This is a genomic window from Caballeronia sp. A2-2 (genome assembly GCF_057612605.2).
Map to the genome: position 1 here is coordinate 704,329 of NZ_CM173618.1, position 26,398 is coordinate 730,726.

Here is a 26,398-nt window from a genome sequence, read left to right on the forward strand (position 1 = left end):
GCTCAGATATTCAAGGCGCGCTTGTCCACCGCGAGCGCCGCTTCGCGCATGACTTCCGAGAGCGACGGATGCGGGTGGCAAATGCGTCCGATATCTTCGGACGCGGCCTTGAACTCCATCGCCACGACCGCTTCGGCGATCAGATCCGACGCGTTCGCCGAGATGATATGCACGCCGAGAATCTCGTCGGTTTTGGCATCCGCGATCATCTTGATGAAGCCGTCCGTCTCGCCAATGCCCATCGCGCGGCCATTGGCGAGCATCGGAAACTGGCCGGTCTTGTAGGCGCGGCCTTCGGCCTTCAGCGCCTGTTCCGTCTGCCCGACCCACGCGATTTCCGGATGCGTGTAGATCACCCACGGAATGCAGTTGTAGTCGATATGCGGCTTCTGCCCGTCGATGATTTCCGCCACCAGCACGCCTTCGTCTTCCGCCTTGTGCGCGAGCATGGGGCCGCGCACGACATCGCCGATGGCGTAGACGTTCGGCACTTTCGTCGCGCAGTGGCCATCGACGGGGATGAAGCCGCGCTCGTCTGTCGCGAGGCCGATGGAATCGAGGCCGAGGTCGTCTGTGTTCGGCACGCGTCCGATCGACACGATCAGACGGTCCGCTTCCAGCGTCTGCGCGTTGCCGTCCTTGTCTTTATAGGACACGCTGACGCTTGAATCCGTGGTCTTCACGTCGTCGATTTTCACGCCCACGTGAATGGTCAGCCCTTGCTTCTTGAAGAGCTTGGCGGCTTCCTTTTGCAGCGCGGTATCGGTCGTGCCGAGAAAATCCGGCAGCGCTTCGAGAATGGTCACTTCCGCGCCGAGCCTGCGCCACACCGAACCGAGTTCGAGGCCGATCACGCCCGCGCCGATCACCGCGAGCTTCTTCGGTGCGGAATCGAAGGCGAGCGCGCCTTCGTTGTCGGAGACGATCTTGTTATCGACCGGCACGTTCGGCAGATGCCGCGCCTTTGAACCCGTCGCCACGATCACGTATTGCGCGGTATGCGTTTCCGTCTTGCCGCCGCCGCTCACGTCGATCTTGAAGTTGCCGCCGTCCTTGCCCGCCAGCTTGCCGTGACCCTTGAGCCACGTAATCTTGTTCTTGCGAAAGAGGAATTCCACGCCGCCCGTGATTTTCTCGACGATGGCTTCCTTGCGCTTGACCATCTTGTCGACATCGACGGCGAGGTTGTCCATGGTGATGCCGAGTTCATCGAAGTGCAGCCTGGCCTTCTCGAACTGTTCGGACGATGCCAGCAGCGCCTTCGACGGAATGCAGCCGACGTTCAGACACGTGCCGCCGAGTTTCGCCTTGCCCGCGTGGTTGATCCATTCCTCGACGCACGCGACTTTCTTGCCGAGCTGCGCGGCGCGGATCGCGGCGATGTAACCGCCGGGACCGGAGCCGATCACGATGACGTCGTATTCGGCTTTCTCGCTGGATTTTTCAGCGGCGGGAGCTGGTGCAGGCGCGGGCGTCGGCGCAGGTGAAGCGGCGGGCGAGGGTGCAGGCGCAGGCGCAGCAGAAGCCTTCGCCTCCGTATCAATAGCCGCGAGCACTTCATCCGCGTGCACGATATCGCCTTCCTTCTTCGCCACTTCCGCCAGCACGCCCGATGCAGGCGCGGGCACTTCCAGCACGACCTTGTCGGTTTCGAGTTCGACGAGGATTTCGTCTTGCGTCACCGCGTCGCCCGCTTTCTTTTTCCAGGGCAACATCGTCGCCTCGGTGACGGATTCGGAAAGTTGCGGCACCTTGACTTCAATCCTGGCCATGCGTTTTCTCCTTGTAAGCGATGCGTGTGGTCCTGCGGAAATGGGCGGCGAGCCACGCCGAGCCGGTGGGCGGTCCGCGCCGAAGTCGTAGCATACGCCGTGTGCCTGCGCCATGCCGCAGAGGACGGGTCGTTTCGGTCTTCGCTATATTCAGTGATATATTGCGAAATAGATTCCCATGCGCAGACCGACACGAGGTGACGATGCCGACCCCTCCGTTTCCCCTCGCCCGCACCAGCACGCAGCCTCTCGCCGATGCCGCTTACCCGCGCCATCCCGAAGGTTGCTGCCAGCCGAGCGATGCCAAACTGCGTCAGTCCCGCAATCGCCGGGCGAAGCTGCACGAACTGGATTCGCATCTGCATTGCTCGATCATCGGGACGTGTCTTTCGACTGGGGAATTGCGCCGGCTCGTGCCGAAGTTCGCGAGCATCGACCGTTATCACGCGAGCGATCTGGAGATTCACCACGCAGCGGTCGAACTCGCAATTGCGGGCGGCGCGGCAGCGAAGGCGCTGCACAAAGCGCTCGACGAACGTTACGCAGGCGCGATCCGCCGCTTCGACGCCGCGCGCGATTCGCAAGCGCTGCTCACGCTTTGGAACGACGCGCTCAAGTCCGGCGATATCCCGCCCGCGTACTGGGCCGTGATGACGCATCCGCATGCGAGCATCGAAGTGCGTCAGTCCGCGTTCGGTGAACTGCACATGCTGTCTCATCTGGTCGGCGCTGCGAATCGCGCGGACATTCGGCGGCTCGTCGCGCTGGAAGAAGAAAACGCGGCGCTGCGGGACAAGCTCGAACGCCAGCAGACGCGTTTGCTGGAATTGAGCACGGAGCGCGATGCATCGGTTCGTCAGTTGAGCGAACAGGCGCTGCAACTCGAACGGCCCGCCGCTCGACAGAAAGACGACGTGCAGCGTCTCATCGAAAAAGTAGAGGATGGCGAGCGGCGTCTCGCGCTGCATACGAGCCGACGCGAAGCCGCCGAGCAACGCGCGCAGCACTACGAAGAACAAGTGCGCACGCTGCGCCTGCAACTCGACGAAGCCGACGCCATGCTCAAGATCGTGCAGGCCGAAAGCGCCGCGCTGGAACGCGCGACGTTCGCCTCGGAGCGCAACGACGCGCGTCATCGCGCGATCGAGTGGGTGACGGGACGGCGCATCGTGTACGTGGGCGGGCGGCCGAATTCGAACGCGATGCTGCGCGCGCTCGTGGAAGCCGCAGGCGGCGTGCTGACCGTGCACGATGGCGGCATCGAAGATCGCAAAGGCTTGCTTGCCGCCGCGCTGCCGAACGCGGATCTCGCGCTGTTTCCCGTCGATTGCATCGATCACGATTCGATGAGCACGCTAAAGCGCGTCTGCGAGCGCTACGGCGTGAACTACGCGCCGTTACGCACGGCCAGCGTGGCGAGCTTCGTCGAATTCATCGCGCGGCTGGATGCGCGCGAACAGGAAGCACGCGACGAACACGCGAGCGCGCCGCCGCCTTCGGCCTTCTGCCTGCGTCACGGTTGATTAATCTTTGATGAGCGCAGTAAGCGTGGCGATTTCTTCCGCGCAGGCATCGTACGCGCGGCGTTCGACTTCGCGATAAAGCCGCACGATGTCTTCGCCGACCGGCGTGAGCACGCAGCCGCCGCCGCTCTGACCGCCCTGTTCGGATACCGTCGCGGGCGATTTGAGCGACTTGTTGAGTTCGTCGATCAACAACCACGCGCGCCGGTACGACATATCGAGGCTGCGCGCCGCCGCCGAAATGGAACCATGCTTGCGCACCGCTTCGAGCAAAGTGATCTTGCCCGGCCCGACCGCGATGGCCTCGCCTTTCGTGATGCGCATGCGAAACCGCACTTGCGCGGGTTCGTCCGTCGCCGTGTCGGTCACGTTGTCCTTGGTTTTGAGGGATGTCGCCATGCCCGAAAGGATACACGAACGCGTGTTCAGACCGGCACGCGCGCGGTGCCTTCGGGATAGCAAAATGTGAAGTCTTCGCAGCCGGGACAACCGGGCGCGCAAGCAACCACACTTGCCGATGCAACCGCATGCGCCCGCGCCACTTCCTGCGCGAGAAACTTCTTCCAGCGCAGGTTCGCGACATTGCGCGCGATCAACGCGGGATAGTGACGATCGAGCATCGCGGTGACATCATCGCGGCCGCTCAGGCCGAGGTCGCGCCAGAGATGATCCGGCCGCAGCGAGGCTTCCGCGATGATGGAGGCGAGACAACGGACATCATCCCGGCAATCCGTGCGGTCGTGCCAAAGCAGCAGCGCGCGCAGATCGCGCCTGAACGTGTTGTGCAAAACAAGACGGCGCCCTGCGAATGGAACCGCAGCGCCGGGAAAATGCCGCTCGATCAAAGCAGAAAGCGCGTCGTCAGTCAACCCGAGCAACGATAGATCACCACCTTCGACACGCGCACCGATCAGCCGCGCGAACAGCACCGTATCGGCCGCGTGAGGAACGGCAGCGCGGGCGAGCAGGGCGCGCGCCGCACCGTTCATGGGAGGTGACAGCTTCCGAGAATGTGCGCATCGATGCGCGTGAGGCGCTTCATATGGCGCGGCGCGTGAACGTTGTCGGCGCCGGACACGAGCACCGGCAAGCCGCTTTCCACGCCGATCTCACGCTCGCCACATTCATACGCGACGATGGCCTGATCGCCGATCGGCGTGTTGAACAACTCATGCCACGAGAACACGACCGAATAGCCATCGTGCGCCTGCGCGAGAAACACCGTGCGCTTGAAATCCGTGTTGTCGGGACGGCGCACGCCCGCTGCATCGAGCAAAATGCGCAGAGGCACACCGCGATAACTTTTCATTGGACGAATGTAGCGGCCAGTCGAGAAGCACACCAGATCGAATGGCGCGATGCTCACACTCGCGAATTCGCGCAATGCGGCAAGATCGAAGCGTTGCGGGCGCTGCACCGCGCCGCCGATCTCGACGACCGGCATGGTGCTGACGGGGTTCGGGTAAGCAAGTTGCATGGAGATAAGCTCGCAGGTCACGTCGCTATATCTGCGACTATATTACGAGCGAAAACGCGATGCCATGTTTTCGGCCGCATATCGATGATGGTCCACGCGTTATTACAGGAGAAGCACATGATTCGGCGTCTTGCGTGGCTGACCGCAGCGGCCCTGTTGACGGGCGCGTGCGCCACGGGCGGAGGCGGCGCGAGCGATGTCGGCGCGCCGCTCACGGTGCCGCTGTCGGTCACGCCGAACGGCATCGCGGTGCGGCAGATGGACGGCGCGGTCTTCGTCACGGATGACAAGACCAACGGCGTCGTGCAGAGCGCGAATATCGCCGATGCCTCGCCGCAGTTCATGCCTTACGCGAGCCTTCCGGCGCAGGACAACGGGCGCGCGAGCCTGAGCCAGATTGCGTTCGGGCCGAACGGGCATTTGCTGGTGGAACGCTTCGGCTTCGGCACGTCGAGCGCCGTGTTCGATGTCGCGCCCGGCGGACAAGTCACGCTCGCATCGGACACGAATCCCGCGCGGCGGCGCCTCGGGCTTTACGTGCTCAACGGCGGTTCGTATCTGTCGAGCTGGTTCACGAAGGAAGGCGATGCGCCCGCGACGGGCGGCGTGAGCATCATCACGCGCGGCGCGACGCCGGGCAGCGTGACGGAGCGCGATATCGTCACCGGACTGTCGAAGCCGGTCGGACTCGCGTTCTTCGGCGATACGCTCTTTATCAGCGATCAGGCGGCGAACCGCATCTATCGCGTGGACTGGCAAGCCGCGCGCGTCGCCGATCCACCCCTTCCGGCGACCGACGTTTTCGCGCAGGTCGAAGCGCCCGATTTGCTGGCATCGACACGTGAAGGCACGCTCTACACGAAGTGCGGCCCGCACGGCATTTGCAGCTTCTCGAAGCGCGGCACGCCGACCGTGATCGCCAACGATCTCGACCAGCCGCGCGGCGTCGCGGTGGACCGGGCGCGCAAGCGGCTGATCGCGGTCGATCGTTCGAGCGACCGCGACAAGCCCAGCAGCCTGCGCGTCTGGCCCATCAAATGACGCGCTTTCTTTCTTTTAATGCGGCGACGACCAGCCCTTGTACGAACCCACGTTGTCACGCGTGATGAGGTTCGAGGGCATGAGGATCATCGGATCGGCGGGCTTCTTGCCGTTCATGATGTCGTAGCCCACGCCCACCGCCTGCTGCGCCATCGACCACGGATCCTGGCTGGCGGACGCCTGCACCATCGTGTCGGTCTTGAGCGCGTTTTCGATATCCGGCGCGCCATCCACCGACGTGATGACGATATTGTTCCGCCGCAACTGCTTGGCCGCCAGATCCGTGCCGATGGCCTGCGGATCGTTGATCGCGAACACGCCGTCGAGTTTCGGGAAGCGCGTGAGATAACCCTGCATCGCGTTCATGCCGCCTTCACGCGAACCCTTGGCGTCCTGATCGTCGGACAGCACCTTGATGTTCGGATTCTTCGCCAGCACGGTCTTGCAGCCTTTCACGCGATCGATCACCGCCGACACTTGCGGGCCGTTCTCGATCACCACGTTGCCCTTGCCGCCGAGCTTCTTCGCCATGAAATCGCACGCGAGTTCGCCCGCCTGCACGTTGTTGGTCTGCACCGTGGCGTCCGCGCCTGCCGCCGCCACATCCACCGCGACCACGACGATGCCCGCCGCGCGCGCCTTCTTCACCGCCGGCTCGATCGCCTTCGGATCGACCGCGTTGAGCAGGATGATGTCCACGTGCGCCGAGATGAAGTTGTCGATCTGCGTGAACTGCTTGTTCATGTCGTAGTCGGACGACACCGCTGTTACTTTCGCGCTCGGGTTGATCTGCTTGGCCTTGGCTTCCGCGCCGTTCGCGATGGTGACGAAGTACGGATTGCCGAGCGACCCGACCGTGATGCCCACCGCCTTCAGTTGCTTGTCTGCCGCCTGCGCGGGCATGGTCATGCAGAAACCGAGCGCGAGTGCGACGCTGGCCACGAGTTTGTTCTTGCGCATGTTGTTGTCTCCAGAGGGTCCGTTGGTATCGAGGATAAAGGCCGGATGCATGCGGACCTGCATGCATCCGAACAAGTGTAATCAGGTTCAGGTACGGGCCGAACCACGTTGACGATAACGGTCGAGCGTCACCGCGCCGATGATGACCAGCCCCTTCACGATGTACTGCCAGATATCCGACACGCCGAGCAGCACGAGACCGTTCGACAGCACCGCGATGATGAGCGCGCCCACCAGCGTGCCGACGATCGACCCGACGCCGCCCACGAAACTCGTGCCGCCGAGAATGACCGCGGCGATGGCATCGAGTTCATACGACTGGCCGAGTTGCAGGCCGTTGGCGGCAAAGAGTCGCGCGGCGGACATCACCGCGCCCAGACCGGCGAGCATGCCCGACATCGCGTAGACGAAAAGCTGAATGCCCCACACCTTGATGCCCGAGAGCCGCGCCGCTTCGGGATTGCCGCCGACCGAATAGATGCGCAGGCCCAGCACCGTGCGCCGCAGAATGAACCACGACACAGCCACCACCAGCAACGCGATGATGACGAGCCACGGAACGCCGAACAGCGAATCGTTGCCGATGAACGCGAACGACAGTTGCGGATTGAAGATGGTCGTATCGTGACCGATCAGCCGCGCGATGCCGCGCACCGCCGTGAGCGAACCGAGCGTCACGATGAACGGCGGCAGCTTGAGCAGCGAGATCAAAAGACCGTTGACGACGCCGAAGCCCAGACCCGTGGCCAGCGCGGCGGGAATGCCCAGCCACCCCATGCCCGGAATATTCGATGCCAGCAACGCCGTGACCGCCGCCGCCGACAGCACCGAGCCGACCGACAGATCGATGCCGCCCGTGAGAATGACGAACGTCATCCCTGCCGCGAGCACGATGTTGATCGACGCCTGCTGCGCGACGATCGACAGGTTCTGGAAGCTGAAGAACCCGTCCGTGACGATGCCGAAACCGATGCACAGCAAGATCAGCACCGGCAACATGCCCGCCGTTCGCATCAACACCTGCATGCGTTCGCGGTGCTCGATGCTCTTTTGCCGCTGCGCCACACTTTCGGCCTTGACGGGTGCCGTGCCCGTATCGTGATGCTTCGTCGTATCAGCCATGTCTCTCTCCAGATATGCTCTTATGCCGCCTGACCCAGCACGACCTTCGATCCCGTCGCCAGTTCGATGATCGCCTCCTGCGAAATCGCCCGGCCGGAATGGCCGCCGAGTTCGCCCGCGATTTCCCCTTCCCGCATCACGACCACGCGATCCGCCACGCCGATCACTTCCGGCAGTTCGCTCGATATCACGATGATCCCCACGCCGGTATTCGCCAGATCGTTGATGATTCGATAGATCTCAGACTTCGCGCCGATATCGACGCCGCGTGTGGGTTCATCGAGGATCAACACTTCGGGTTTCGTTTCCAAGAGCCGCGAAAGCAGCACCTTTTGTTGATTGCCGCCGGACAGCGCGCCCACGTTCACGCGCATGTTCGGCACGCGAATGGTGAGCGCGGCAATGGCGTCCTTCGCGCGCGTGTTGCCGCGCGGCAGGTCCATCACGCCCGCTTTCGCGTCGCGCCCGGCAATCGTGATGTTGATGTTGTCGCGCACGCTCATGTCGAGGAACAGGCCCTGGCCCTTGCGGTCTTCGGTCAGATAGACGAGACCGGCATCGATGGCGTCGCGCGGCGTGCGCAGCTTGAGCGGCTTGCCGTGCATCGACACTTCGCCGCGCGTGGCGGGTTCCGCGCCGAAGATCAGGCGCGCGAGTTCCGTGCGGCCCGCACCGACCAGACCCGCGACGCCGAGCACTTCGCCCGAATGCAGGTCGAGGCTGCATCCTTTCACGCGGTTGTCGTCGGCGATATCGCGCACGGACAGCACCACGTTGCCCGGATCGTAGGCGGCGTGCTCTTTCTTGTAGAAGCCCGAAATATCGCGGCCGACCATCATCTTGACGAGGCTTTCGGCGGAGAGTTCGTCGCGCATCAGCGTGCCGACGTAGGCGCCGTCGCGCAGCACCGACACGCGATCCGACAACTCGTAAATCTCCGCCATCCGATGCGAGATATAGATGATCGCGATGCCTTCCGCGCGCAACGTGCGCACGAGTTCGAACAGGCGGTCGGTTTCGCGCGAGGAGAGCGGCGTGGTCGGTTCGTCCATCACGAGAATGCGCGCCTTGGCATGCACCGCGCGCGCGATCTCGACGAGTTGCCGCTCGGCAATCGACAAGTCGCCGACCAGCGTATGCGGCTTGAAGGTCGCGCCGAGACGCTTGAGCACGTCCTCGCAGCCGCGCTCCATGCCTGCGCGGTCGATCAGACGGCCCTTGCGCAGTTCGCGCCCCGCATAAATGTTCTCTGCCACTGACAGATTCGGCGCGAGACTCAACTCCTGATAGATCACCGCGACGCCCAGCGAACGCGCGGCCAGCGGCCCGTCGATGGTGACCGGCGTGCCATCGACGAGAATCTGACCGCCTGCATCGGCCTGATACGCGCCGGACAGAATCTTCATCAGCGTGGATTTGCCCGCGCCGTTTTCGCCCATCAACGAATGCACTTCGCCGGGGAACACGGACAGCCGCACGTCGTTCAACGCGCGCACGCCCGGAAAAGTCTTGCTGATGCCGCGCATCTCCAGCAGCGGCGTTCGAACTGAAGCGGATTCGGCCGGATCATGCGGCATGGTTCACCTCCAGGGACTTGATGCCCGCGTGGCGAACGCCCGCGCGCGGTGAGAAATTGAAGAACATCGGCAACGTGGCCGCGCCGATCGCGCCCGCGTCCGAACCGAAACTGCCGCGCACCAGCGCAGGCGTGCCGCGCGATTCCGGCGCGTTGGCGTTGAGCGTCGCGGCGAGACGTTGCACGAGTTGATCGAGCAAGCCGCCGTCGATATCGGAATCGATCACGACCATCGGCACGTCGAGCACGCACAGCGTGGAGCGCAGCGCGGGCGCGAGCGCCTCGATGCAGTCGTCGATCCATTCGTCCACCGCGGGCAGACGCTGTTCGATGCAGGCCTGCAAATCCACGCGGTTGTTCGCGGGCGCGCCGCTGTAGTTCAGATGCCGCACCAGCGCATTGAGCGACGCCCGCGACAGCAAAATGTCCCATGCACCGGCCGGTTGCGGCGCGGACGGCAGGCGCGACGGCGGCACCGGAATCACGCCGATATCGCCCGCATTGCCCGATGCGCCGCGCAGACAGTCGCCATCGATCGCGATACCGCCGCCGATGGCCGGTCCGAGGAACAGATAGATGAAGTCGTCGCAGCGTCGGCCGTGGCCGTAGAACAGTTCGGCGGTCGCGGCGGCGTTGCCGTCGTTTTCGGTGAAGACCGGCAGCGAGAGCGCGCGCGACAGCGCTTGCGGAAAGTCGGTGTCGTCCCACGCGCGGAAGGTGTCGGCGGGCAGGCCGAGTTCGCGCAGCCAACTGCCGAGATTGAACGGCTGCGCGATGCCGATGCCCGTCAGCCGTTCGCGTTCCGCCGCGCTCAACAGGTCCAGCATGCGCCGCACATCGCGTTCGACGATTTCGAGCACCGCGTCCGGATGTGGCAGCACGGTATCGATGGCGCTGCGCGCGAGCACATCGCCCGCGAAATTCACCAGCACCGTCTCGATGCTGGTCCGGTCCAGCCTTACGCCGATGCCGAACGCGCCGCGCGGATCGAGCCGGATGAGCGAGGCGGGCTGGCCGCGCTGACCGTCGAGCCTGCGCCCGGAATACTCGATCAGCCCCGCCTTCTCCAGCGACTCGATGATGCCGCCGACCGCCGTGCTCGTCAGATTGGCGTGACGCGCGAGATCGGCCTTCGACGCAGGCTCGGTGCGCCGCAACGCTTGCAGCAACAGCCGCTCGTTGTACCGGCGCACGCTCGCCGAATTGCTGCCTCTGCCGTTTTTGCCGCCTGGGGCTATCACGCATTCGTCTCCGGATTTGGCCATCGGTCAGTGCCGTGGCCATTAATTAAATCAAGTTGATTTATTTAAGAACGAGCCGGACTTGAAGTAAAGGAGGGAAATCCCGAAGAACGTGAAATAGTCGAAGATGTAGGAAGTAAGCGCCTTTTGAATTGATCGTTCGAATTTTGCTTAGACGATGGATCGGCGCTTCCACACTAGGCGATGCAATGCGCAAGTCCAAGCCGCAGTGCGCAAAGCGACGGGTGGCGCGTTGTGCTATCGTCGGCGGCACTTTGAGTTTTTTCCGATTTCTCGCGCGCCGCGCGTTCGACCGCCATCATGTTTTCCATCTCTCAGGCCGCGCATGCGAGCAAGGCTGCGCACTACGACGATCTGCTTCAGCAAGTCCGTTCCCTGCTCGCCGATGAAAGCGACTTCATCGCCAACGCGGCGAATTTCTCGGCGCTCGTGTTCCATTCGCTGCCCGATCTGAACTGGGCTGGCTTCTATCTGTTCGATGGCACCGAGCTTGTCGTCGGGCCGTTTCAGGGGAAACCGGCGTGCGTGCGCATCGCGCTTGGGCGCGGCGTGTGCGGCACGGCGGCGCGCGAGCGCAGCACGCAGGTCGTGCCGGACGTCGAAGCGTTTCCCGGCCATATCGCCTGTGATTCGGCTTCGCGCTCGGAGGTCGTCGTGCCGCTCGTCGCAAGCGACGGCACGCTGATCGGCGTGTGGGACGTGGACAGTCCCGTTCCCGGACGCTTCGATAACGAAGACGCCACCGGCATGGAAGCGCTGTGCACTGCGTTCATCGCGCATGCATGGAACAAGCCTTCGAATTCTCGTTGATGCGCTGACCGGCGCTTACGCCGACATAAGGCGACCCCAATCCCGATGACGAGTCTCGCCCGCCGCCGATTGCTTGCCGCCTGCGCTTCCGGCGCATGCGCGCTCGTGCACGGCCCGGTGCGCGCGCAGGCTTCTTCGAACGATGCCAAGGCGGTCGTCGCGCTCGTCATGAAGTCGCTGGGCGATCCGTTCGTCACGACCATGATCGAGGGCGCGCAGAACTATCAGCGGCATTACGCATCGCAACTCGATTTGCAGGCGTACGGCACGCAGACCGATAACGATGTCGCGGGCCAGATTCGCATCGTGCGCACGCTGACGGAGGCGAAGGTCAGCGCCATCGTGATCGCGCCGACCGATTCGAAGGCGCTGCTTCCCGCGATGGCGAAGGCGATTGCGGCGGGCATCATCGTGATCGCCATCGATACGCCGTTCGACGAAGCCGCGCAGGATGCGGCGGGCGTGTCGATTCCCTTTGTTGGTCCAGACAGCCGGCGTGGGGCACGGCTCGTCGGCGATTATCTCGGCACGAAGTTGAAGGCGGGCAGCGACGTGGGGATCATCGCCGGACCGGTGAACGATCTCAACGCGCAACAGCGCACGGCCGGTTTCAAGCGCGCGATGGATGCGGCGGGCATGCACGTCGTTGCGACCGATTCGGGCGACTGGAGCACAGCGAGCGGCAAGGTCATCGCCTTGCAGATGTTGAGCGCGAATGCAGCTATTGCGGGCTTCATGTGCGCGAACGACAACCTGGCGATCGGCGCGATCGATGCGTTGCGTATCGCCGGTAAAAAGCCGCGCGTGCTGGTGACGGGGTATAACAATATCGAAGCCGTCGCGCCGATGTTGGCCGATGGGCGCTTGCTTGCGACTGTCGAACAGTTTGGAGCGAGGCAGGCGGTTTTTGGGGTGGATGTGGCGGTGAAGGCGTTGTTGGAGAGACGGCGGCAAAGGGATTTGTCGCCGTATATTCAGACGCCGGTGCAGGTGGTGATGAAGGGGAGTGTGGTGGGGAATGGGGCTTGAGGGGTCTCAGGCCTTTTGTGCGGACGAGCGTCAACTAAAGTTAGGAATACTCTAGTTAAATGCCGTCAACTGTATATGTAGGCTGAAAGCACCATATTCACGGACAGACGCATGCAGGGCCAACTTGCTCATTCCCATCGACGCATCTTGCATGGCAAGAAGGCGTGGAAAGCCATCTCGACGGACGTTGTTCCTTTGCAGGTCAGGGCTGCACTTAGAGCGGCCATCGAAAAGGAAGGCGTTTCAGCAGCCGATTTCGACGGCCTGCTATGGATTCTTGCTCAGGAATCGAGCGGCGTAGTCGGTGCTCGTAACGAGGACTCGTCCGCGCGTGGGTTATACCAGCTCTTGAGAGCCCAATACGGTCTATACCCGAATGGCGAGAAGTCGCTCGGCAATGCAGTGGAAGAATGTCAAGGCGGCATTCGCTACATCTACGGGCGTTACCATACCGCGAAAATGGCGCGTGCCTTCTGGGAAAAACACCACTGGTACTGACTCATGCGCTTGAAACTTTTCTTTCTCACCTTGGTGTTTATATCCGCTTTCGACTGTCGTGCTTTCGCGCAAGAGCCTGCTTTCTCGGACTGCAAGTCAAAAGTCGAAGTGCCGCGAAAGCCCCTCAAGATCGAACTACACGATTCAAAAAGCCGCCGATATGCAAGCCAGTTTGCACGAGCGGCCGATCAGTCCGTGAACTTCGCGGGCCACTATATCTTGCTTGAATGGGGCTGCGGCGCGGGTTGCGTGATGGCCGGAACCGTCGATGCGAAAACGGGCAATGCTGTCGTGCTTCCTTTTACCGTGTCGGATTGGCCATCCGATGTTGTCGAGCCGCTCGATTATCGGAAGGACAGTTGCTTGCTGATCGTTCGCGGAAGGAAGGATGAACGCGAGCGGGGCACCTACTTCTACCGGTTTAACGGTCTGGAATTCAAACTTCTGAAAGCGGTCGAGTCATGAGCGCGATTGAAATCGAACGTAGCAGCGGCAACGTCTACGCCGACCTCGACCTTCCCGACGCTGAAGGAATGCACTTCAAGGCGCAGCTTGCCGGCACGGTCAGCGAAATCATCAAGACGCATCGCTGGACGCAACAACAGGCTGCCGAAGCGCTTGCAATCAGCCAGCCCGCACTGTCACAACTCATGCGCGGTCAGTTTCGCGGCATCAGCGAGGAGAAGATGCGCGAAACCTTCATGCGCGGAAAGAGCTTCACAATCTAATCACCCCGCCTTTAGCAACCCCCGCTTCGCCAAACTCCCATACAACGCCCTAACCCCCACGATCCAAGGCTCGATCTCCGTCGAAAGCCTCACCGTATTAACAAGCGCCCCCAACTCAGGCGTGGAAATCGTCACCACATCCCCAAGATGATGCGTGAACCCACCCCCCTTCGTATCCCGATCCTTGATCGGCGAAAACATGGTGCCGAGAAACAGCATGAACCCATCCGGATACTGATGATGCGCCCCATGCGTCTGCGTCACCAGATCGGCGGGATCGCGGCTGATTTCGCTCATGTGACTCACGCCTTCCAGCACGAAGTCATCGTCCACGCCTTCGATGCGCAACGACACGCTCGTCCCCCGCACCGTATCGAGCGTGAAGCGATCATCAAAGAGCCGCACGAACGGCCCAATCGCACATGAACCGTTGTTGTCCTTAGCCTTGCCAAGCAACAGCGCGCTGCGGCCTTCGATATCGCGCAGATTCACATCATTGCCGAGCGCTGCGCCGACGATCTCCCCACGCGCATTCACCGCAAGCACGATTTCCGGCTCCGGGTTATTCCACTGCGACGTGGGATATAAGCCGACATCCGCGCCGAAACCAACCGACGACATCGGCTGAGACTTCGAAAACACCTCCGCATCCGGCCCGATGCCCACTTCCATGTATTGCGACCACGCGCCACGCCGCTCAAGCTCGGCCTTCAGCTTCGCCGCGCTTTCCGAACCGGGCTTGATCTTCGAAAGATCCGCGCCGATCAGCTTGTTGATGGTGTCGCGCACTTCCTGCGCGCGGCTGGCATCGCCGCCGGCCTGTTCCTCGATCACGCGTTCCAGAAGACTCACGGCAAAGGTCACGCCGCATGCTTTCACGGCCTGCACGTCGCACGGAGCAAGCAGACGCGGGCCATCGGTGTTGCCGTCGAGCGCGGCCTGCATCAACGCCTGAACATGGCCGATGTGCTCACCCGGCGCATTGCGCGCGATGTCCAGCGCATCGGGACGATCGAACAGGTCCGCCGTGGTCGGCGCGGCGCGCGTGATGTCGAATACCTCGCCACCGCGCACCGCGACGACCGCCGGGCCATCGACGGGTGCGGGACGCCACACGCGGCCGATCAACACGGCATCGGCGAGATCTTCAGGCAGGCAGGCGGCGACGGAAAGTGTTTGCATGAGCTTGAGCCGTGTGAAAGCGAAAAAAGGAGAAACGATCGTAGCCTTCGTGCTTTCGAGTGTCCATCGGGTTGCATGTTTATCCAACCTGTTGGAATAATGTGTTCCTCGCTTTTGCGCTCACACACATGGAAAAAGCCTACGATGTCCCCGCGCTGCGCCGCACAAACGACATCCTCGAAGCGCTCGCCGCTGCCGCGAAACCGGTGCGCGCGGCATCGCTTGCGGAAGAAACGGGCCTTTCGCGCAGCACGCTTTATCTGATGCTCGAAACACTCGCGCGTCTGCAATGGGTCGAGAAGCGCGACGAAGGCTATGTGATCGGCGTCGGCCTGTTCGAACTGGGCAATGCCTACGTGCGTCACGATGCCTTGCAGTCCGCTTTCCGCGAGCACGCGGGCGCGTTCATCAACAAGCACAACGAGGTCGTGCAGCTTGCCGTGCTCGACGGCTTGCATGTGGTGTACGTGGCGCGGGAGGATGCGCATCGGCCGGTGCGGCTGGTGTCGGACCTCGGTTCGCGGCTGCCCGCGCATTGCTGCGCGCTCGGCAAGGCGCTGCTTGCGGGTCTTGCCGATGATGACGTCATCGCGCGTCTCCCCGACCGTCTCGAAGCGGTGACGCCGCGCACCATCACGCGCCGCGCGGCCTTGCTGCGCGAACTCGCCGCCATTCGCGTGAGCGGGCTGGCGGTCGAACGCGAAGAAGTCACCGAAGGGCTGGCATGCTTCGCGGCCTACATCGGCATGACGCCCGCAGGCAAGCGCGTGGCGGTATCCACCAGCGTGCCCGTCGGCCGGCTCGATGCAAAGCGCGAGAAGCAAATCTCAATCGGCGTCGTGCAGATGGCCGGGAAGCTGCGTCAGGCGCTTTGAAACCGGTGGAATCGGATCGCGCCGCTCGATGCGCCGTCGCGCGGGCCTGCCGTCCTGCTGCGCGACACGCATCGCGAAGCGTGCCTCGATGCGCTCCATCTCGTCCGCCGCGCCGAGCGTCGGGCCGTGCGATGCGATCAGCACGTCGCAGTCGATCCCCGCGCACACGATATCGCGCAGACGCGGCTCGCCATGACGCCAGCCGTGATCGTCCTCGCCGCCGAGCACGACGAGATCCGCGCCGCACTCGCGCGCGGCGGCCGCGATGACTTCGCCCATCGACTCGCCGGACAGCGGCATCACGACACTGCGCGCCACGCCGTCGATGCCCGCACGATCCATCATCCGCGCGCTGTAGCGTCGCACGGCGCGCGCGTGATCGTCGATGACGGCGAGCGTCTCCGCGCTGTTGCAATCCGCCGTGACCACCGCCCACCACGGCGTCTGATCGACGACATGAAGCGCGGTCAGACGCGCATTGCATTCCCGCGCCCGCGCAATGGCGGCGCTCAGGGCGTGTTCGCTGAGACTGGTTCCGATAGCGACAAAAATATGCCTGTACATGATGTTCTCCGTCCGAACTGACTTGAAGGGGCTGGTTAGGAGAGCATCATCGCCGCGCAAAGTTAGACGGGAATGAGAGAAGTTTTACACGCCCGCCGACACAAAGCGTCTGGCGAAACACGGCTAAGAAACATGCCAACCCGCATATTTGTTCGGCTTACGGGCAAGTGCGCATGTTAAGGAACGTGCCTTGCTTCCGTAATCGCCTCGAATGCCCGCCAGACGGGCGACACAGCGTTCCAAGGTATTCGAAAGCATTCGAATCGCATTCGTATGATTGCACGCGCAGTTTCAGCAGCGGTTCCGCCCGGCGCCCCGACCGGGATTCAACCCGATGTGAGCGGCAATGCCAGATCAAGACGACACCCACGAAAACGCACGCCCTGACACGCACGCCGAACAAGGGCCGAGCGACGACGCCCGCGCCAAGCCCAAGGTCAAAGCCAAGACCAACGGGAACGGCTCCAAGGATGACGATCAAAAGAAGGACGACGGCAAGGACCGCAAGAAGCCCGGTAAAAAACCGATCATCATTCTTGCGATCGTGGTCGTGATCCTTGCCATTGGCGCGATCGTCTGGTGGCTGATGACGCGCAATCAGGAAAGCACCGACGACGCCTATACCGATGGCGATGTCGTCACCATCGCGCCGAAGGTATCAGGCTACGTCGTGCTGATGAATATCGACGACAACCGCTTCGTCCACAAGGGCGATCTGCTCATCAAGATCGATCCGCGCGATTATCAGGCGCAACTCGATCAGGCGAACGCAGCGCTCGGTCTCGCACAGGCGCAACTGCAATCGGCGCAGACGCAGTTGGAAGTGGCGCGCGTGCAGTATCCGGCGCAACTCGCGCAGGCTCAGGCGCAGGAACAGACCGCGCGCGCGAATCTCGTGCAGGCGGATGCCGCGTATCAACGGCAGCGAAGCGTGGATGTCCGCGCGACGTCGCAACAGAACATCGATACGGCAACGGCCCAGCAAAAGAGCGCGCAGGCGAACGTGGCGCAGGCACGCGCGCAAGTGCGCACCGCCGCGCTCGTGCCGCAGCAGATTGCGACCGTGGTCGCGAACGTCGAAGAAAAGCGTCAGCAAGTGCGTCAGGCCGAAGCGCAGGTCGAAACCGCGCAACTCAATCTCGGCTATACCGAGCTGCGCGCGCCTTCCGATGGCTGGATCACCAAGCGCAACGTGCAATACGGCACCTTCCTGCAAGCGGGCACGTCGATCCTGAACCTCGTCACCACGCGCCTGTGGATCACGGCGAACTTCAAGGAATCGCAACTCGACCGCATGCATCCCGGCGACAAGGTGGATATCGATATCGACGCATATCCCGGCATCAAGCTGCATGGTCATGTGGACAGCGTGCAGCTCGGCAGCGGCTCGCGTTTCTCCGCGTTCCCCGCTGAAAACGCGACCGGCAACTTCGTGAAGATCGTGCAGCGCGTGCCGGTGAAGATCGTCATCGATAGCGGGTTGAACGATGACAAATCGTTGCCGCTGGGCTTGTCCGTCGTGCCGACCGTGATGCTCCGCCACTGAGGCGCCGACGATGAGCGACACCACCGCCGAACACGATCACAGCGGCTGGAAGCCACGCTCGAATCCGTGGCTGATCGCCGTGGTCGTCACGCTCGCGGCGTTCATGGAAGTGCTCGACACGACCATCGTCAACGTCGCCTTGCCGCATATTTCCGGCACCATGTCCGCGAGCTACGACGAAGCCACGTGGACGCTGACTTCGTATCTCGTCGCGAACGGAATCGTGTTGCCGCTGTCCGCGTATTTCTCGAAGATCCTCGGACGCAAGCGCTACTTCCTGATTTGCATCGGCGCGTTCACGGTGTGCTCGTTCATGTGCGGCATCGCGTCGAATCTGGGTGAACTCATCATCTTTCGGATTCTGCAAGGCTTCTTCGGCGGCGGGCTGCAACCGAGCCAGCAATCGATCATTCTCGATACCTTCCCGCCCGAACAACGCGGCCGCGCGTTTTCCATCTCGGCGGTGGCGATCGTGGTCGCGCCCGTGCTCGGGCCGACGCTCGGCGGCTGGATCACCGACAACTTCACGTGGCGCTGGGTGTTTCTCATCAACGTGCCGGTGGGCGTGTTGACCACCTTCGCCGTGTTGCAGTTCGTGGAAGACCCGCCTTGGGAGAAGCGCCAGGACCCGAAGAAGATCGGTTTCGATGCGATAGGCATCGGTTTGATCGCCATTGGACTGGGCTGCCTGCAAGTGTTTCTGGATCGCGGCGAGGACGACGACTGGTTCTCCTCATCGTTCATCACCACGTTTGCCGTGCTGGCGGCGGCGGGCATCATCGGCGCGACGTTCTGGCTGTTGTACGCGAAACGGCCCGTGGTCGATCTGCGCGTGCTGAAGGACCGCAACTTCGCGCTCGGCTCGGCGGCGATCTTCGGCTTCGCGTCCGTGCTCTACGGCAGCGCGGTGCTCATTCCACAACTCGCGCAGCAGACGCTCGGTTACACGGCGACGCTCGCGGGCCTCGTGCTGTCGCCGGGCGCGGTCTGCATCGTGTTTCTGATACCCATCGTCAGCAAGCTGATGAACTATATCCAGACGCGTTTTCTTGTGGCGTTCGGCTTCTTTCTGATGGGATGCGCGTTGCTCTACTCGCATCACCTCGTACCCGACATCGACTATGTGACGTTGACGAAGATGCGCAGCGCGCAATCCATCGGCATCGGCTTTCTGTTTGTGCCGGTGACGACGCTCGCATATCTCTCGCTGCCCAAGAACCTGAACAACGATGCCTCCGCGCTCTTCACCATGTTCCGCAACGTGGCCGGTTCCATCGGCATATCTTTGGCAACAGCGGCGATCCGCGAGCGCACGCAGGCGAACATGGCGCATCTGGTCGAACACATGACGCCGCTGAACCAGCCTTATACCGATACCGTGAATCGAATCGCGCGAACGCTGATGGACACCGGACAAACGATGTCGCAAGCCATGACCAATGCGACCGGCCACATGTACCAGACTTTCGTTTCGCAATCGACGATTCTCGCCTATCTCGACGTGTTTCTCGGCTGCGCGATCTTCTCGTTCATGTTCATTCCGCTATCGTTGTTCTTTTCGCCGGTGAAAGCGTCCGGTCAGGCGGGAGGGCATTGAGATGACACCGCGACTTTCCCTGATGAGTTTCGCGCTGCTGCTGAGCGCGTGCGCCGTCGGCCCCGACTTCAAACAGCCGACCGCCGATGTTCCCGACAACTGGAGCGACACGCAACGCTCGCAAAACGCGCAGAGCGACACGCGCGTGCCGCACGCGGATTCGCCTTCGGTCGTGCAGACCGCCGCCGATCCCGATCCGCGCTGGTGGAAGCAGTTCAACGATCCAATGCTCGATTCGCTGATCGATCGCGCCGTCGCGGGGAATCTGAACTTGCAGGTGGCCGTGTTGCGCATCGTCGAGGCGCGCGAGCAGAGCGTGTCCGCGGCGGCGGCGGGCTTGCCGCAAGTGAACGCGAGCGCCAGCGTGATGCGCGAGCAACTCGGCGCGAAGGGCATCCTCGAATCGCAGGGCGTGTACGACAAGATCAATCAACTCGGCGCGAATGGCGCGCAGGTTCGGCAAGGACTGGATTCGATCACCGCGCCGACGTGGCTGTATCAAGATAGTTTCGATGCATCGTGGGAACTCGATTTGTTCGGGCGCGTGCGGCGCTCGGTGGAATCGTCCAACGCGCAGACGCAGGCGCAGATCGAAAGCCGCAACGATGCGCTCGTCTCGCTCGAAGCCGAAGTCGCGCGCACGTATTCGCAGTTGCGTGGAGCGCAGTCGATCAAGCAGATCACGCTGGCCGAGATCGACGCCGAGCAGCAGATACTCGATCTCACGCGCGAACAGGCGCGCGTCGGCCTGACGAGCCAGCAGGATGTGCAGAGCGCGAGCGCGCAGGTCGGCACCTTGCAGGCGCAGATTCCGTCGCTCGATGCGCAGATCGCGCAGGCCATGACGGGACTCGCCGTGCTCATCGGCAGCGCGCCGGGTACTTTGGATGCCGAACTTTCCAGCGCGCCCGATGCACCGACCGCCGCGCCGCCCGTGCCGCCGACGGTGCCGATCGGATTGCCATCGACGCTGGCGCGGCGGCGTCCCGATATCCGTCAGGCCGAGGCGCAATTGCATGCGGCCACCGCCGAAGTGGGCGTGGCGGTCGCGCAGTTGTATCCCGATATCTCGCTGACGGGGCAAATCGGCACGCGGGCGCTGCGGGCGAGCTATCTCGCGCACTGGTCCAGCTTGTTCTGGTCGGTCGGGCCGAGCATTTCGCTGCCGATCTTTCAGGGTGGCGCGTTGCGTGCGAACGTACGTGTGGCGAAGGCCGAGGCGGGGCAGGCGGCGTTGCAGTATCGGCAGACCGTGCTTAGCGCGTTGCAGGACGTGGATAACGCGCTCGTCAACTATCGCACCGAGCAGGACCGGCGCGCGGCGCTCGTGCGCACGGTGGAGGCGAACCGCATCAGTCTGAATCTGGCGACGGATAGTTATCGCAAGGGCATTACGCCGTTTGTCACCGTGCTCGATGCTGAGCGTCAGTTGGCGCAAACGCGCACGCAACTCGCGCAATCGACGGTGAACGTGACGACGAATCTGATCGCCGTGTATAAGTCGCTCGGCGGCGGATGGCAGGAAAACGATCAGAGCGTCGCGGGTTCGTGAGCGCTTAACGGCGACGCTTCTTCCATTCGTAATCGGCGGGCGGATCGGCCGCGCCGGGCTTGCCCACCGATTGCGGATTCTCGCTGCACAGCGTGACGAAGGCGATATCCTCGCCGCTTGCCTGACGTTTGCGCAATTCCTCTGCATACCGCAGCGCTTCGGCGAGCGCGTCGGCTTCGAAGCGTTTGAAATGCGCCTGACCATTCGTTTCGGCGCGCGCTTCCAGCCAATACACGACGAACATCTTTCTGCCTTTTATCGACGATAAGTTGAGTGCGTGACCGCCACGGGTGCGATCCGGTCAACACGGTGCAAATGCTTCATACCGTGCCCGATTCGAGGGCACGTGGGCGCATCGGGTAATCCCCAAGTGTAACGTTCGCGGGCCGCATGAAGACTGCATCGAGCGATGATGCCGCTTCAGCGGAACAAACGTTGCTTGAAGGTCCGCTTATTCCGAGGGCTCGCGCATGAATCGCCAAGACCTTTATCACCGTATTCCCGATCAGGCCATCTGGCAGATTCCGACCCGCCCGGGCGGTCATGACGAGCCGCGCGTGTTGATCGCCGATGACGACATGGAAGCGACGCGCGCCATCTCGCTTGCGTTGGAGGATTCAAGCTTCAGCGTGCGCACCGTGCACACCGGACTGGATGCCGTGACGGCCGCGCGCAAGTGGCGTCCCGGCGTGGTGCTGCTCGATCTGACGATGCCGCTCGGCGACGGCTGGGAAGCCGCCGAAGCCATCCGCGCGATCGATCTCGGCATGCTGCTGCTCGCGCACACGAGCCGCACCGATCCGCAGGACTGGAACCGTGCGCAGCGCACGGGTTTCAACGGCTATTTCGTGAAGCCCACGGCGCTGGACACGATGATCGATGTGCTGCGTCAGTATTTTTGCGTGGATGCGAACGCGCGTGCGGTGCTCATGCGTTGACGTGCTGAGCTTCGGATTCCTGTTGCACGTGCGCTTTCGATACTTCTTCCCAGAACTCGCAGTATCCCGCCCAGAAGGGCGCCTGTTCGCAGGCTGGTACATTCGCCGGCAACGGATGCGGCAAGGCGCGCGCGAGCCGCGCTATTTCGTGACGCTTGGCCGTGAGTAACGCGCATCGATGAGTGGCCGCGGACGGGCAGCGAGCGTTCAGACACGCGATGGCCTGCCAGAACCCTTCCGCCGGATTCGACGCCAATGTGGTGAGGAGCGTTGTGTCGGTTTTCGGTCCGCGCTCATGACAAACGACTGCGCCGATGCGTCCCAGAATGGTCATCGCCTCTGCGAGGCTGTCTTGTGTTGCTTCGCCTTCGTGCTGCATGAGTCTCTCGGTATTTAGTGCTGATTTGTACTGCTGTCTTTTTATTAAGATACCGGATTAGGATTATTCTGGTATCAAGTTCAACAAAAAAATACACAAAGAGCGCGCGGTTTGGTTGCGCTTAGAGCGATGCATCGCCGAGAAGATAAGTTTCGAATAGATGGCGTATGCCTTTGTGGACGTCGTCCGCATCACAGGTTGCTGCCACGACTAATTGCTGCTTTGAGGCAATAAAGAGGAATTGCTCGCCGTAGCCTGCGGCGAATACATAGCGCGAGTCTCGCGCGATCCACCAGAGATAGCCGTATGCGGCGTCGGCGTGTGGCGGGCCGGCTTCGTTGTGGACGCGGGTAGCGTCTTTCAGAAAATTTGCTTTGATGAGTTGGGCGTTGTGCCAGCGGCCTTGGCTTTGCATCAGCAAGCCGATTTTCAGAAGGTCGGGCGTGCGCAACATGAGACCGCGCGCGGCGAAGGTATGGCCGGATTCATCGCCGATCCATTCCCAATGCTCGATGCCGAGCGGCGCGAATATTCTTGCTGCGATGTATCGCTCGACCGTGATGCCCGTCGCGCGCTGAAGCACGATGGATAGAAGATGCACCGCGTGCGAGTCGTAGATGAAACGTTCGCCCGGTTCGTGCGCGAATGGACGCGAGAGGATGAAGCGCAGGCGCTCTTGTGCGTCGGGAAAGCGTTCGCATGCGCCGAGCACGCAGTCGTCGATGTCGGCGGGGTTCCATTCGAAACCGGCGGTCATGGTCAGGAGGTGCGCGAGGGTGATGCGGCGCACGCGGTTGTCGAAAGAGGGATCGCGGGCTTCTGGGAGATAGTGCGTGAGCGGAATATCGAGGTTGGAAAGCACACCTTCATCCAGCCCGATGCCTATTGCCAGCGCCACTACGCTTTTGGTAATCGAGTTGATTTCCTCAAGCGTGTGCGGAGTGAGGTCATGCCGGAAATGTTCGATGAGCGGCTGACCGTTCTTCCAAGCCACGAATGTGCGAATGGACGGTGCTTCGTGCAACGCGTTGCTCAAGCCGAATGTCGATCGATTCATAGCGGGCCTATGGAAGTTCGGAATGGGCAGGACAGCAAACGTTAGGACATTCGGGCAGGAACGAAATCTCGACTCGCTTGCCATCGATCAACCGAGTGCGTTCGTAGATATGCGTATCCGTTTCAATTTCGCCTCTCAGAAAGCCGAGTTGGGCGAGGAGGCGTGTTCCGGCTACTAAGCGGGCGTCCGCGAGCGTCTGCGGAATATGCTCGGTCGTTTCTGCATGGCCGCTTATCTGCGTTGTTTCCTTCGTAACGTGCTTGCCATAGTCGGCTCTTTGTTTGCTTACCCAATCAGCGAGCCGCAGGACTTCCGAAGTCGGAACCTCGGCGCTGTTTCGATTGAAATGGATATCGAAGTTCTCGCCAGGCACGCAAGCACGAGCACCTGACGATATCGCCAGGCAAAGGCACAGAAAAACGTTACGCACGATAGATGACATATCCGGTCTTTGATTGCCACGTGTAATCTATTCGTTATGCTTGCTTTTTTGCATGCATCTCGCCGCTCAATCAAGCCGGCATTTCCAGCTTACAAACGCAGGAAAAAATCCGCAATAGGACACGAGCGTCGGCATAGTCAGTTCAACAAAGTTTGACGAGACTGCATCTGGAACCGTTTCATCAGCACGTTCTCTCAATTCGTGTTACATCTAAGTCTCTTTACCTACAAACTCTTTTCCCCGTGCGACGACTCGCGACGCTCTACCGTCTCGGCCGCGCTTTCGTTCGCGAAAGCCATCTGACCGATGAAGGCGCTTCCATGCAGCACGTAGCGCGTTTTTTCGCGTCGCACGGTGCGCGCGCCGCGCCGCTGACCGCCGGCGTGCCCGTGCTGCGTCAGCTTCCGCGCGTGCTGGAAGCGGCCTCGGGCGCGCTCGCGCGGCATCCGGCGCTGGCGGAAACGGCGGTGCGCGTGGCGCTCGTCGAAATGGACGGTTTATTCGAGCCTTACGATGCCCCGCATTTCGCCGATGCCTGCATCGCCGCCCTCGCGACAACAACACCCGCACGCGTGATCGACGTGAGCGCCACGCCATTGCGCATGGGACTCGCCGAACAAACGCACGCCGCGCGCATCGGCGAAACGCGGGTGCGCATTACGCTATTGCGGCCCGACACGCGCGAAGAACTCGACGACGATCTCTCCCTCGCGCTCGCGGCGGCGCGTTTCGCCGAGCGTCGCTCGACCAAGGCCCGAAGCCTCCACGCCGCGCAATGGATGCAGCGCGCCAAGGAAAACGTCGATGCCATGATCGACCTGCGCCAGCGCGCCGCCGATCAAAGCTATCTGCGTTTTCGCCTGCAGGACGACAATCGCCTCGCCGTGCCCGAAGTGCTCTGGGACTACTGCAACGAGAACGTGCTGACCACGCGCGCCATCGACACCATCGCACTGTCGGATGCCCATGCGCTCGCCATGCACGGTTTCGATCAGGCCGACCTCGTCGCCACGCTCATCGAGGCGTTCTTCGAAATGGCGCTCGGCCAGGGGCTGTACCACGCCGGACTGGATGCAGCGGGCGCGCGCGTGAGCATCGAGGACGACACGCGCGGACAACTCGTGCTCGAAGCCGATAACCCGTCGATGTTCTTCGCCGCCCACGAGCGCGAATTCCTCGTCGGCGTTTCGGATGCATTGCTCGACGGCGATCACAAGGCCGCCGCGCGCACGCATCTCGAACATGGACGGCCGGAGTCAAACGGGCAGCATCACGAAGTGCGGGTGGAATCGACGTATCGCCGGGAAGCGGAACGGTTTTCGTCGCCGCATGCGCGTCATCAGTTCGGCGTGTCGCATCTTTTCGATGCCATCGGCCGCGCGCCGGTCGAGCATATGTTCAGCGCGGCGCATGGGCGGATCGCCTCGCGCGCGGTCATGCTGTCGCGTTCGGTGGAAGCGATCGAGCGCATGGCGCATGAAGTCGCGCCGGATGTCGATGTGTGGAAGATCGCGCGCAAGGTCATCGCGCGGCTGGCGGCGGATCAGTTGGGATGTCATGGACTCGTCGCGCATCTCGCGCGCGAAGCCACGCACTGGCCGCAGATCTTGCCGCGTCTGCCGAGGCTCATCGCGCATGTGGCCGACAACGCGCAAACGCAAAGACGTTAGCGCGTGCCTGGACTCATGCCTTGCGCAATCGCGCGGCACGCAACTTCGAGCGGTTCGACGTAAGTCTCCAACGGCGTCGCGCTCTTTCTGAACAACGGAATGCTCACGCTCACGCAGCCCAGCGCCGCGCCATCCGCGCCGACGATCGCGCGTCCGTAGCAGAAGATTTGCGGCTCGTTTTCCTCGCGGTCTTCGGCGTAACCGCGCGTGCGGGTGGCGTCGAGTTCGGCAAAGAGTGAAGCGCGGTCGGTGATCGTGTTCGGCGTGAAGCGCTGCAACGTGATGCCTTGCAACGCGGCATCGCGTTCGTCGGGCGTGAGCGTCGCGAGAAACGCCTTGCCCACCGAACTCGAATACAAGGTCACGCGCGTGCCGACACGCGACGCCATCCGTACCGCATGCGGGCTTTCGAGCTTTTCGATGTACACCATCTCCGATCCGCTACGCACCGCCAGATGCACCGTTTCCTGCGTGACATCGCGCAGCGTCTGCAAGGCATCCGTGGCCGCGATGCGCAAATCCGAGCGCTCCCAACTCCGGCTCGCGAGCGACAGCAAACGCGGCCCGAGCGCATAACATCCGCCGCGCGGGCCTTCGATCACCAGCCCTTCCGCGATCAACGCCCCGACAATGCGATACACCGTCGGACGCGGAAAGCCACTCAAGCTCGAAAGTTGCGCGATGTTCGGCGGCTCGCTCGCGGCATCGGCGATCAGTTGCAACACCGCCATGAACTTCGAGAACGCGGCGGTGCCGGTGGCCTTGGCGGCATCGAGAGAAGACGATTCGGCGGACATG

At 62.4% G+C, this 26,398-nt stretch carries 27 protein-coding genes and 1 pseudogene; 13 read left to right on the forward strand and 15 right to left on the reverse strand.

What is annotated here, in order from left to right; all coding sequences use genetic code 11:
* Window positions 1-2: 2 nt before the first annotated feature.
* Complete coding sequence (lpdA, locus tag ACZCWR_RS26735; RefSeq protein ID WP_487306032.1) at window positions 3-1,772, reverse strand: dihydrolipoyl dehydrogenase; 1,770 nt, start codon at window positions 1,770-1,772, stop codon at window positions 3-5.
* Between the two features lie 203 nt (window positions 1,773-1,975).
* Between lpdA and ACZCWR_RS26740 the strand changes: the two genes are divergently transcribed.
* Complete coding sequence (locus ACZCWR_RS26740; RefSeq protein WP_487306033.1) at window positions 1,976-3,295, forward strand: DUF2325 domain-containing protein; 1,320 nt, start codon at window positions 1,976-1,978, stop codon at window positions 3,293-3,295.
* Here the strand turns inward: ACZCWR_RS26740 and ACZCWR_RS26745 are convergent, their stop codons facing one another.
* The 3 genes from ACZCWR_RS26745 to ACZCWR_RS26755 all read right to left on the reverse strand — a co-directional run bounded on the left by ACZCWR_RS26745 (window position 3,296) and on the right by ACZCWR_RS26755 (window position 4,772).
* Complete coding sequence (locus tag ACZCWR_RS26745; RefSeq protein ID WP_487306158.1) at window positions 3,296-3,619, reverse strand: winged helix-turn-helix domain-containing protein; 324 nt, start codon at window positions 3,617-3,619, stop codon at window positions 3,296-3,298.
* A 101-nt stretch (window positions 3,620-3,720) separates the two neighbouring features.
* Window positions 3,721-4,284 (reverse strand): nitrogen fixation protein NifQ, encoded by a 564-nt coding sequence (locus tag ACZCWR_RS26750; RefSeq protein WP_487306034.1) that lies wholly within the window; start codon window positions 4,282-4,284, stop codon window positions 3,721-3,723.
* The gene (locus ACZCWR_RS26755; RefSeq protein WP_487306035.1) at window positions 4,281-4,772 is read right to left on the reverse strand and encodes a molybdopterin-dependent oxidoreductase; all 492 of its coding nucleotides are present in this window, start codon (window positions 4,770-4,772) and stop codon (window positions 4,281-4,283) included. The genes ACZCWR_RS26750 and ACZCWR_RS26755 overlap by 4 nt, the downstream gene beginning before the upstream one ends.
* Window positions 4,773-4,889: 117 nt before the next feature.
* On the opposite strand from ACZCWR_RS26755, the gene ACZCWR_RS26760 reads away from it, so the two are divergent.
* Entirely contained in the window at window positions 4,890-5,813 is a 924-nt protein-coding gene (locus ACZCWR_RS26760; protein ID WP_487306036.1) for an SMP-30/gluconolactonase/LRE family protein, read from the forward strand.
* Window positions 5,814-5,828: 15 nt separating this feature from the next.
* Here ACZCWR_RS26760 and ACZCWR_RS26765 read toward each other — a convergent pair whose 3' ends face one another.
* The 4 genes and pseudogenes from ACZCWR_RS26765 to ACZCWR_RS26780 all read right to left on the reverse strand — a co-directional run bounded on the left by ACZCWR_RS26765 (window position 5,829) and on the right by ACZCWR_RS26780 (window position 10,709).
* Window positions 5,829-6,773: an ABC transporter substrate-binding protein gene (locus tag ACZCWR_RS26765; protein ID WP_487306037.1), complete on the reverse strand. Its 945-nt coding sequence runs from the start codon at window positions 6,771-6,773 to the stop codon at window positions 5,829-5,831.
* Between the two features lie 87 nt (window positions 6,774-6,860).
* Window positions 6,861-7,811: pseudogene (locus ACZCWR_RS26770) on the reverse strand (ABC transporter permease subunit); the annotation flags it as partial.
* 104 nt (window positions 7,812-7,915) lie between these two features.
* Window positions 7,916-9,472, reverse strand: coding sequence for a sugar ABC transporter ATP-binding protein (locus ACZCWR_RS26775; protein WP_487306038.1), 1,557 nt, complete (start codon window positions 9,470-9,472; stop codon window positions 7,916-7,918).
* Complete coding sequence (locus tag ACZCWR_RS26780; protein ID WP_487306159.1) at window positions 9,462-10,709, reverse strand: ROK family transcriptional regulator; 1,248 nt, start codon at window positions 10,707-10,709, stop codon at window positions 9,462-9,464. Before ACZCWR_RS26780 ends, ACZCWR_RS26775 begins: the two co-directional genes overlap by 11 nt.
* Window positions 10,710-11,033: 324 nt before the next feature.
* On the opposite strand from ACZCWR_RS26780, the gene ACZCWR_RS26785 reads away from it, so the two are divergent.
* The 5 genes from ACZCWR_RS26785 to ACZCWR_RS26805 all read left to right on the forward strand — a co-directional run bounded on the left by ACZCWR_RS26785 (window position 11,034) and on the right by ACZCWR_RS26805 (window position 13,798).
* Window positions 11,034-11,543 carry a GAF domain-containing protein gene (locus ACZCWR_RS26785; protein WP_487306039.1) on the forward strand — a complete coding sequence of 170 codons (510 nt, stop codon included), beginning with the start codon at window positions 11,034-11,036 and terminating at the stop codon, window positions 11,541-11,543.
* A 45-nt stretch (window positions 11,544-11,588) separates the two neighbouring features.
* Complete coding sequence (locus ACZCWR_RS26790) at window positions 11,589-12,572, forward strand: substrate-binding domain-containing protein (protein ID WP_487306040.1); 984 nt, start codon at window positions 11,589-11,591, stop codon at window positions 12,570-12,572.
* 111 nt (window positions 12,573-12,683) lie between these two features.
* Window positions 12,684-13,070, forward strand: a complete 387-nt coding sequence (locus ACZCWR_RS26795) for an aggregation-promoting factor C-terminal-like domain-containing protein (RefSeq protein ID WP_487306041.1) — start codon at window positions 12,684-12,686, stop codon at window positions 13,068-13,070.
* Between the two features lie 3 nt (window positions 13,071-13,073).
* Window positions 13,074-13,535 carry a hypothetical protein gene (locus ACZCWR_RS26800; RefSeq protein ID WP_487306042.1) on the forward strand — a complete coding sequence of 154 codons (462 nt, stop codon included), beginning with the start codon at window positions 13,074-13,076 and terminating at the stop codon, window positions 13,533-13,535.
* Entirely contained in the window at window positions 13,532-13,798 is a 267-nt protein-coding gene (locus ACZCWR_RS26805; RefSeq protein WP_488876526.1) for a helix-turn-helix domain-containing protein, read from the forward strand. Before ACZCWR_RS26800 ends, ACZCWR_RS26805 begins: the two co-directional genes overlap by 4 nt.
* Here the strand turns inward: ACZCWR_RS26805 and ACZCWR_RS26810 are convergent, their stop codons facing one another.
* Window positions 13,799-14,980, reverse strand: a complete 1,182-nt coding sequence (locus tag ACZCWR_RS26810) for a fumarylacetoacetate hydrolase family protein (protein WP_487306043.1) — start codon at window positions 14,978-14,980, stop codon at window positions 13,799-13,801.
* Between the two features lie 128 nt (window positions 14,981-15,108).
* Between ACZCWR_RS26810 and ACZCWR_RS26815 the strand changes: the two genes are divergently transcribed.
* Window positions 15,109-15,855, forward strand: a complete 747-nt coding sequence (locus ACZCWR_RS26815) for an IclR family transcriptional regulator (protein ID WP_487306044.1) — start codon at window positions 15,109-15,111, stop codon at window positions 15,853-15,855.
* Here ACZCWR_RS26815 and ACZCWR_RS26820 read toward each other — a convergent pair.
* Window positions 15,808-16,419 carry a universal stress protein gene (locus ACZCWR_RS26820; protein ID WP_487306045.1) on the reverse strand — a complete coding sequence of 204 codons (612 nt, stop codon included), beginning with the start codon at window positions 16,417-16,419 and terminating at the stop codon, window positions 15,808-15,810. The genes ACZCWR_RS26815 and ACZCWR_RS26820 overlap by 48 nt on opposite strands.
* A gap of 346 nt (window positions 16,420-16,765) precedes the next feature.
* On the opposite strand from ACZCWR_RS26820, the gene ACZCWR_RS26825 reads away from it, so the two are divergent.
* Genes ACZCWR_RS26825 through ACZCWR_RS26835 form a run of 3 tightly spaced genes read left to right on the forward strand, consistent with a single transcriptional unit; the run spans window position 16,766 to window position 21,114 of the window.
* Window positions 16,766-17,965 (forward strand): HlyD family secretion protein, encoded by a 1,200-nt coding sequence (locus ACZCWR_RS26825; RefSeq protein WP_487306046.1) that lies wholly within the window; start codon window positions 16,766-16,768, stop codon window positions 17,963-17,965.
* A 10-nt stretch (window positions 17,966-17,975) separates the two neighbouring features.
* Window positions 17,976-19,562, forward strand: a complete 1,587-nt coding sequence (locus ACZCWR_RS26830) for a DHA2 family efflux MFS transporter permease subunit (protein ID WP_487306047.1) — start codon at window positions 17,976-17,978, stop codon at window positions 19,560-19,562.
* Window position 19,563: 1 nt separating this feature from the next.
* The gene (locus ACZCWR_RS26835; protein ID WP_487306048.1) at window positions 19,564-21,114 is read left to right on the forward strand and encodes an efflux transporter outer membrane subunit; all 1,551 of its coding nucleotides are present in this window, start codon (window positions 19,564-19,566) and stop codon (window positions 21,112-21,114) included.
* A 4-nt stretch (window positions 21,115-21,118) separates the two neighbouring features.
* On the opposite strand, the gene ACZCWR_RS26840 is transcribed toward ACZCWR_RS26835, so the two are convergent.
* Window positions 21,119-21,358 carry a hypothetical protein gene (locus ACZCWR_RS26840; RefSeq protein WP_487306049.1) on the reverse strand — a complete coding sequence of 80 codons (240 nt, stop codon included), beginning with the start codon at window positions 21,356-21,358 and terminating at the stop codon, window positions 21,119-21,121.
* A 226-nt stretch (window positions 21,359-21,584) separates the two neighbouring features.
* On the opposite strand from ACZCWR_RS26840, the gene ACZCWR_RS26845 reads away from it, so the two are divergent.
* Window positions 21,585-22,052: a response regulator gene (locus ACZCWR_RS26845; RefSeq protein ID WP_487306050.1), complete on the forward strand. Its 468-nt coding sequence runs from the start codon at window positions 21,585-21,587 to the stop codon at window positions 22,050-22,052.
* Here the strand turns inward: ACZCWR_RS26845 and ACZCWR_RS26850 are convergent.
* The 3 genes from ACZCWR_RS26850 to ACZCWR_RS26860 all read right to left on the reverse strand — a co-directional run bounded on the left by ACZCWR_RS26850 (window position 22,042) and on the right by ACZCWR_RS26860 (window position 23,930).
* Window positions 22,042-22,431: a hypothetical protein gene (locus ACZCWR_RS26850; RefSeq protein ID WP_487306051.1), complete on the reverse strand. Its 390-nt coding sequence runs from the start codon at window positions 22,429-22,431 to the stop codon at window positions 22,042-22,044. The genes ACZCWR_RS26845 and ACZCWR_RS26850 overlap by 11 nt on opposite strands.
* 121 nt (window positions 22,432-22,552) lie before the next feature.
* On the reverse strand, window positions 22,553-23,488 hold the full coding sequence (locus tag ACZCWR_RS26855) for a serine hydrolase domain-containing protein (protein WP_487306052.1): 936 nt from the start codon (window positions 23,486-23,488) through the stop codon (window positions 22,553-22,555).
* Between the two features lie 7 nt (window positions 23,489-23,495).
* A complete protein-coding gene (locus ACZCWR_RS26860; RefSeq protein WP_487306053.1) occupies window positions 23,496-23,930 on the reverse strand; it encodes a hypothetical protein in 435 nt (144 codons plus the stop codon).
* Window positions 23,931-24,250: 320 nt separating this feature from the next.
* Between ACZCWR_RS26860 and ACZCWR_RS26865 the strand changes: the two genes are divergently transcribed.
* On the forward strand, window positions 24,251-25,600 hold the full coding sequence (locus tag ACZCWR_RS26865; protein ID WP_487306054.1) for an AarF/UbiB family protein: 1,350 nt from the start codon (window positions 24,251-24,253) through the stop codon (window positions 25,598-25,600).
* On the opposite strand, the gene ACZCWR_RS26870 is transcribed toward ACZCWR_RS26865, so the two are convergent.
* Entirely contained in the window at window positions 25,597-26,397 is an 801-nt protein-coding gene (locus ACZCWR_RS26870) for an IclR family transcriptional regulator (protein ID WP_487306055.1), read from the reverse strand. The two genes, ACZCWR_RS26865 and ACZCWR_RS26870, sit on opposite strands and share 4 nt — an antisense overlap.
* Window position 26,398: the final 1 nt, after the last annotated feature.

Bases quoted from the DNA above. Each gene is read 5' to 3' on its own strand.
- lpdA (WP_487306032.1), bottom strand. From the start codon at position 1,772: ATGGCCAGGATTGAAGTCAAGGTGCCGCAACTTTCCGAATCCGTCACC.
- ACZCWR_RS26740 (WP_487306033.1), top strand. From the start codon at position 1,976: ATGCCGACCCCTCCGTTTCCCCTCGCCCGCACCAGCACGCAGCCTCTC.
- ACZCWR_RS26745 (WP_487306158.1), bottom strand. From the start codon at position 3,619: ATGCGCATCACGAAAGGCGAGGCCATCGCGGTCGGGCCGGGCAAGATC.
- ACZCWR_RS26750 (WP_487306034.1), bottom strand. From the start codon at position 4,284: ATGAACGGTGCGGCGCGCGCCCTGCTCGCCCGCGCTGCCGTTCCTCAC.
- ACZCWR_RS26755 (WP_487306035.1), bottom strand. From the start codon at position 4,772: ATGCAACTTGCTTACCCGAACCCCGTCAGCACCATGCCGGTCGTCGAG.
- ACZCWR_RS26760 (WP_487306036.1), top strand. From the start codon at position 4,890: ATGATTCGGCGTCTTGCGTGGCTGACCGCAGCGGCCCTGTTGACGGGC.
- ACZCWR_RS26765 (WP_487306037.1), bottom strand. From the start codon at position 6,773: ATGCGCAAGAACAAACTCGTGGCCAGCGTCGCACTCGCGCTCGGTTTC.
- ACZCWR_RS26775 (WP_487306038.1), bottom strand. From the start codon at position 9,472: ATGCCGCATGATCCGGCCGAATCCGCTTCAGTTCGAACGCCGCTGCTG.
- ACZCWR_RS26785 (WP_487306039.1), top strand. From the start codon at position 11,034: ATGTTTTCCATCTCTCAGGCCGCGCATGCGAGCAAGGCTGCGCACTAC.
- ACZCWR_RS26790 (WP_487306040.1), top strand. From the start codon at position 11,589: ATGACGAGTCTCGCCCGCCGCCGATTGCTTGCCGCCTGCGCTTCCGGC.
- ACZCWR_RS26795 (WP_487306041.1), top strand. From the start codon at position 12,684: ATGCAGGGCCAACTTGCTCATTCCCATCGACGCATCTTGCATGGCAAG.
- ACZCWR_RS26800 (WP_487306042.1), top strand. From the start codon at position 13,074: ATGCGCTTGAAACTTTTCTTTCTCACCTTGGTGTTTATATCCGCTTTC.
- ACZCWR_RS26805 (WP_488876526.1), top strand. From the start codon at position 13,532: ATGAGCGCGATTGAAATCGAACGTAGCAGCGGCAACGTCTACGCCGAC.
- ACZCWR_RS26810 (WP_487306043.1), bottom strand. From the start codon at position 14,980: ATGCAAACACTTTCCGTCGCCGCCTGCCTGCCTGAAGATCTCGCCGAT.
- ACZCWR_RS26815 (WP_487306044.1), top strand. From the start codon at position 15,109: ATGGAAAAAGCCTACGATGTCCCCGCGCTGCGCCGCACAAACGACATC.
- ACZCWR_RS26820 (WP_487306045.1), bottom strand. From the start codon at position 16,419: ATGTACAGGCATATTTTTGTCGCTATCGGAACCAGTCTCAGCGAACAC.
- ACZCWR_RS26825 (WP_487306046.1), top strand. From the start codon at position 16,766: ATGCCAGATCAAGACGACACCCACGAAAACGCACGCCCTGACACGCAC.
- ACZCWR_RS26830 (WP_487306047.1), top strand. From the start codon at position 17,976: ATGAGCGACACCACCGCCGAACACGATCACAGCGGCTGGAAGCCACGC.
- ACZCWR_RS26835 (WP_487306048.1), top strand. From the start codon at position 19,564: ATGACACCGCGACTTTCCCTGATGAGTTTCGCGCTGCTGCTGAGCGCG.
- ACZCWR_RS26840 (WP_487306049.1), bottom strand. From the start codon at position 21,358: ATGTTCGTCGTGTATTGGCTGGAAGCGCGCGCCGAAACGAATGGTCAG.
- ACZCWR_RS26845 (WP_487306050.1), top strand. From the start codon at position 21,585: ATGAATCGCCAAGACCTTTATCACCGTATTCCCGATCAGGCCATCTGG.
- ACZCWR_RS26850 (WP_487306051.1), bottom strand. From the start codon at position 22,431: ATGCAGCACGAAGGCGAAGCAACACAAGACAGCCTCGCAGAGGCGATG.
- ACZCWR_RS26855 (WP_487306052.1), bottom strand. From the start codon at position 23,488: ATGAATCGATCGACATTCGGCTTGAGCAACGCGTTGCACGAAGCACCG.
- ACZCWR_RS26860 (WP_487306053.1), bottom strand. From the start codon at position 23,930: ATGTCATCTATCGTGCGTAACGTTTTTCTGTGCCTTTGCCTGGCGATA.
- ACZCWR_RS26865 (WP_487306054.1), top strand. From the start codon at position 24,251: ATGCAGCACGTAGCGCGTTTTTTCGCGTCGCACGGTGCGCGCGCCGCG.
- ACZCWR_RS26870 (WP_487306055.1), bottom strand. From the start codon at position 26,397: ATGTCCGCCGAATCGTCTTCTCTCGATGCCGCCAAGGCCACCGGCACC.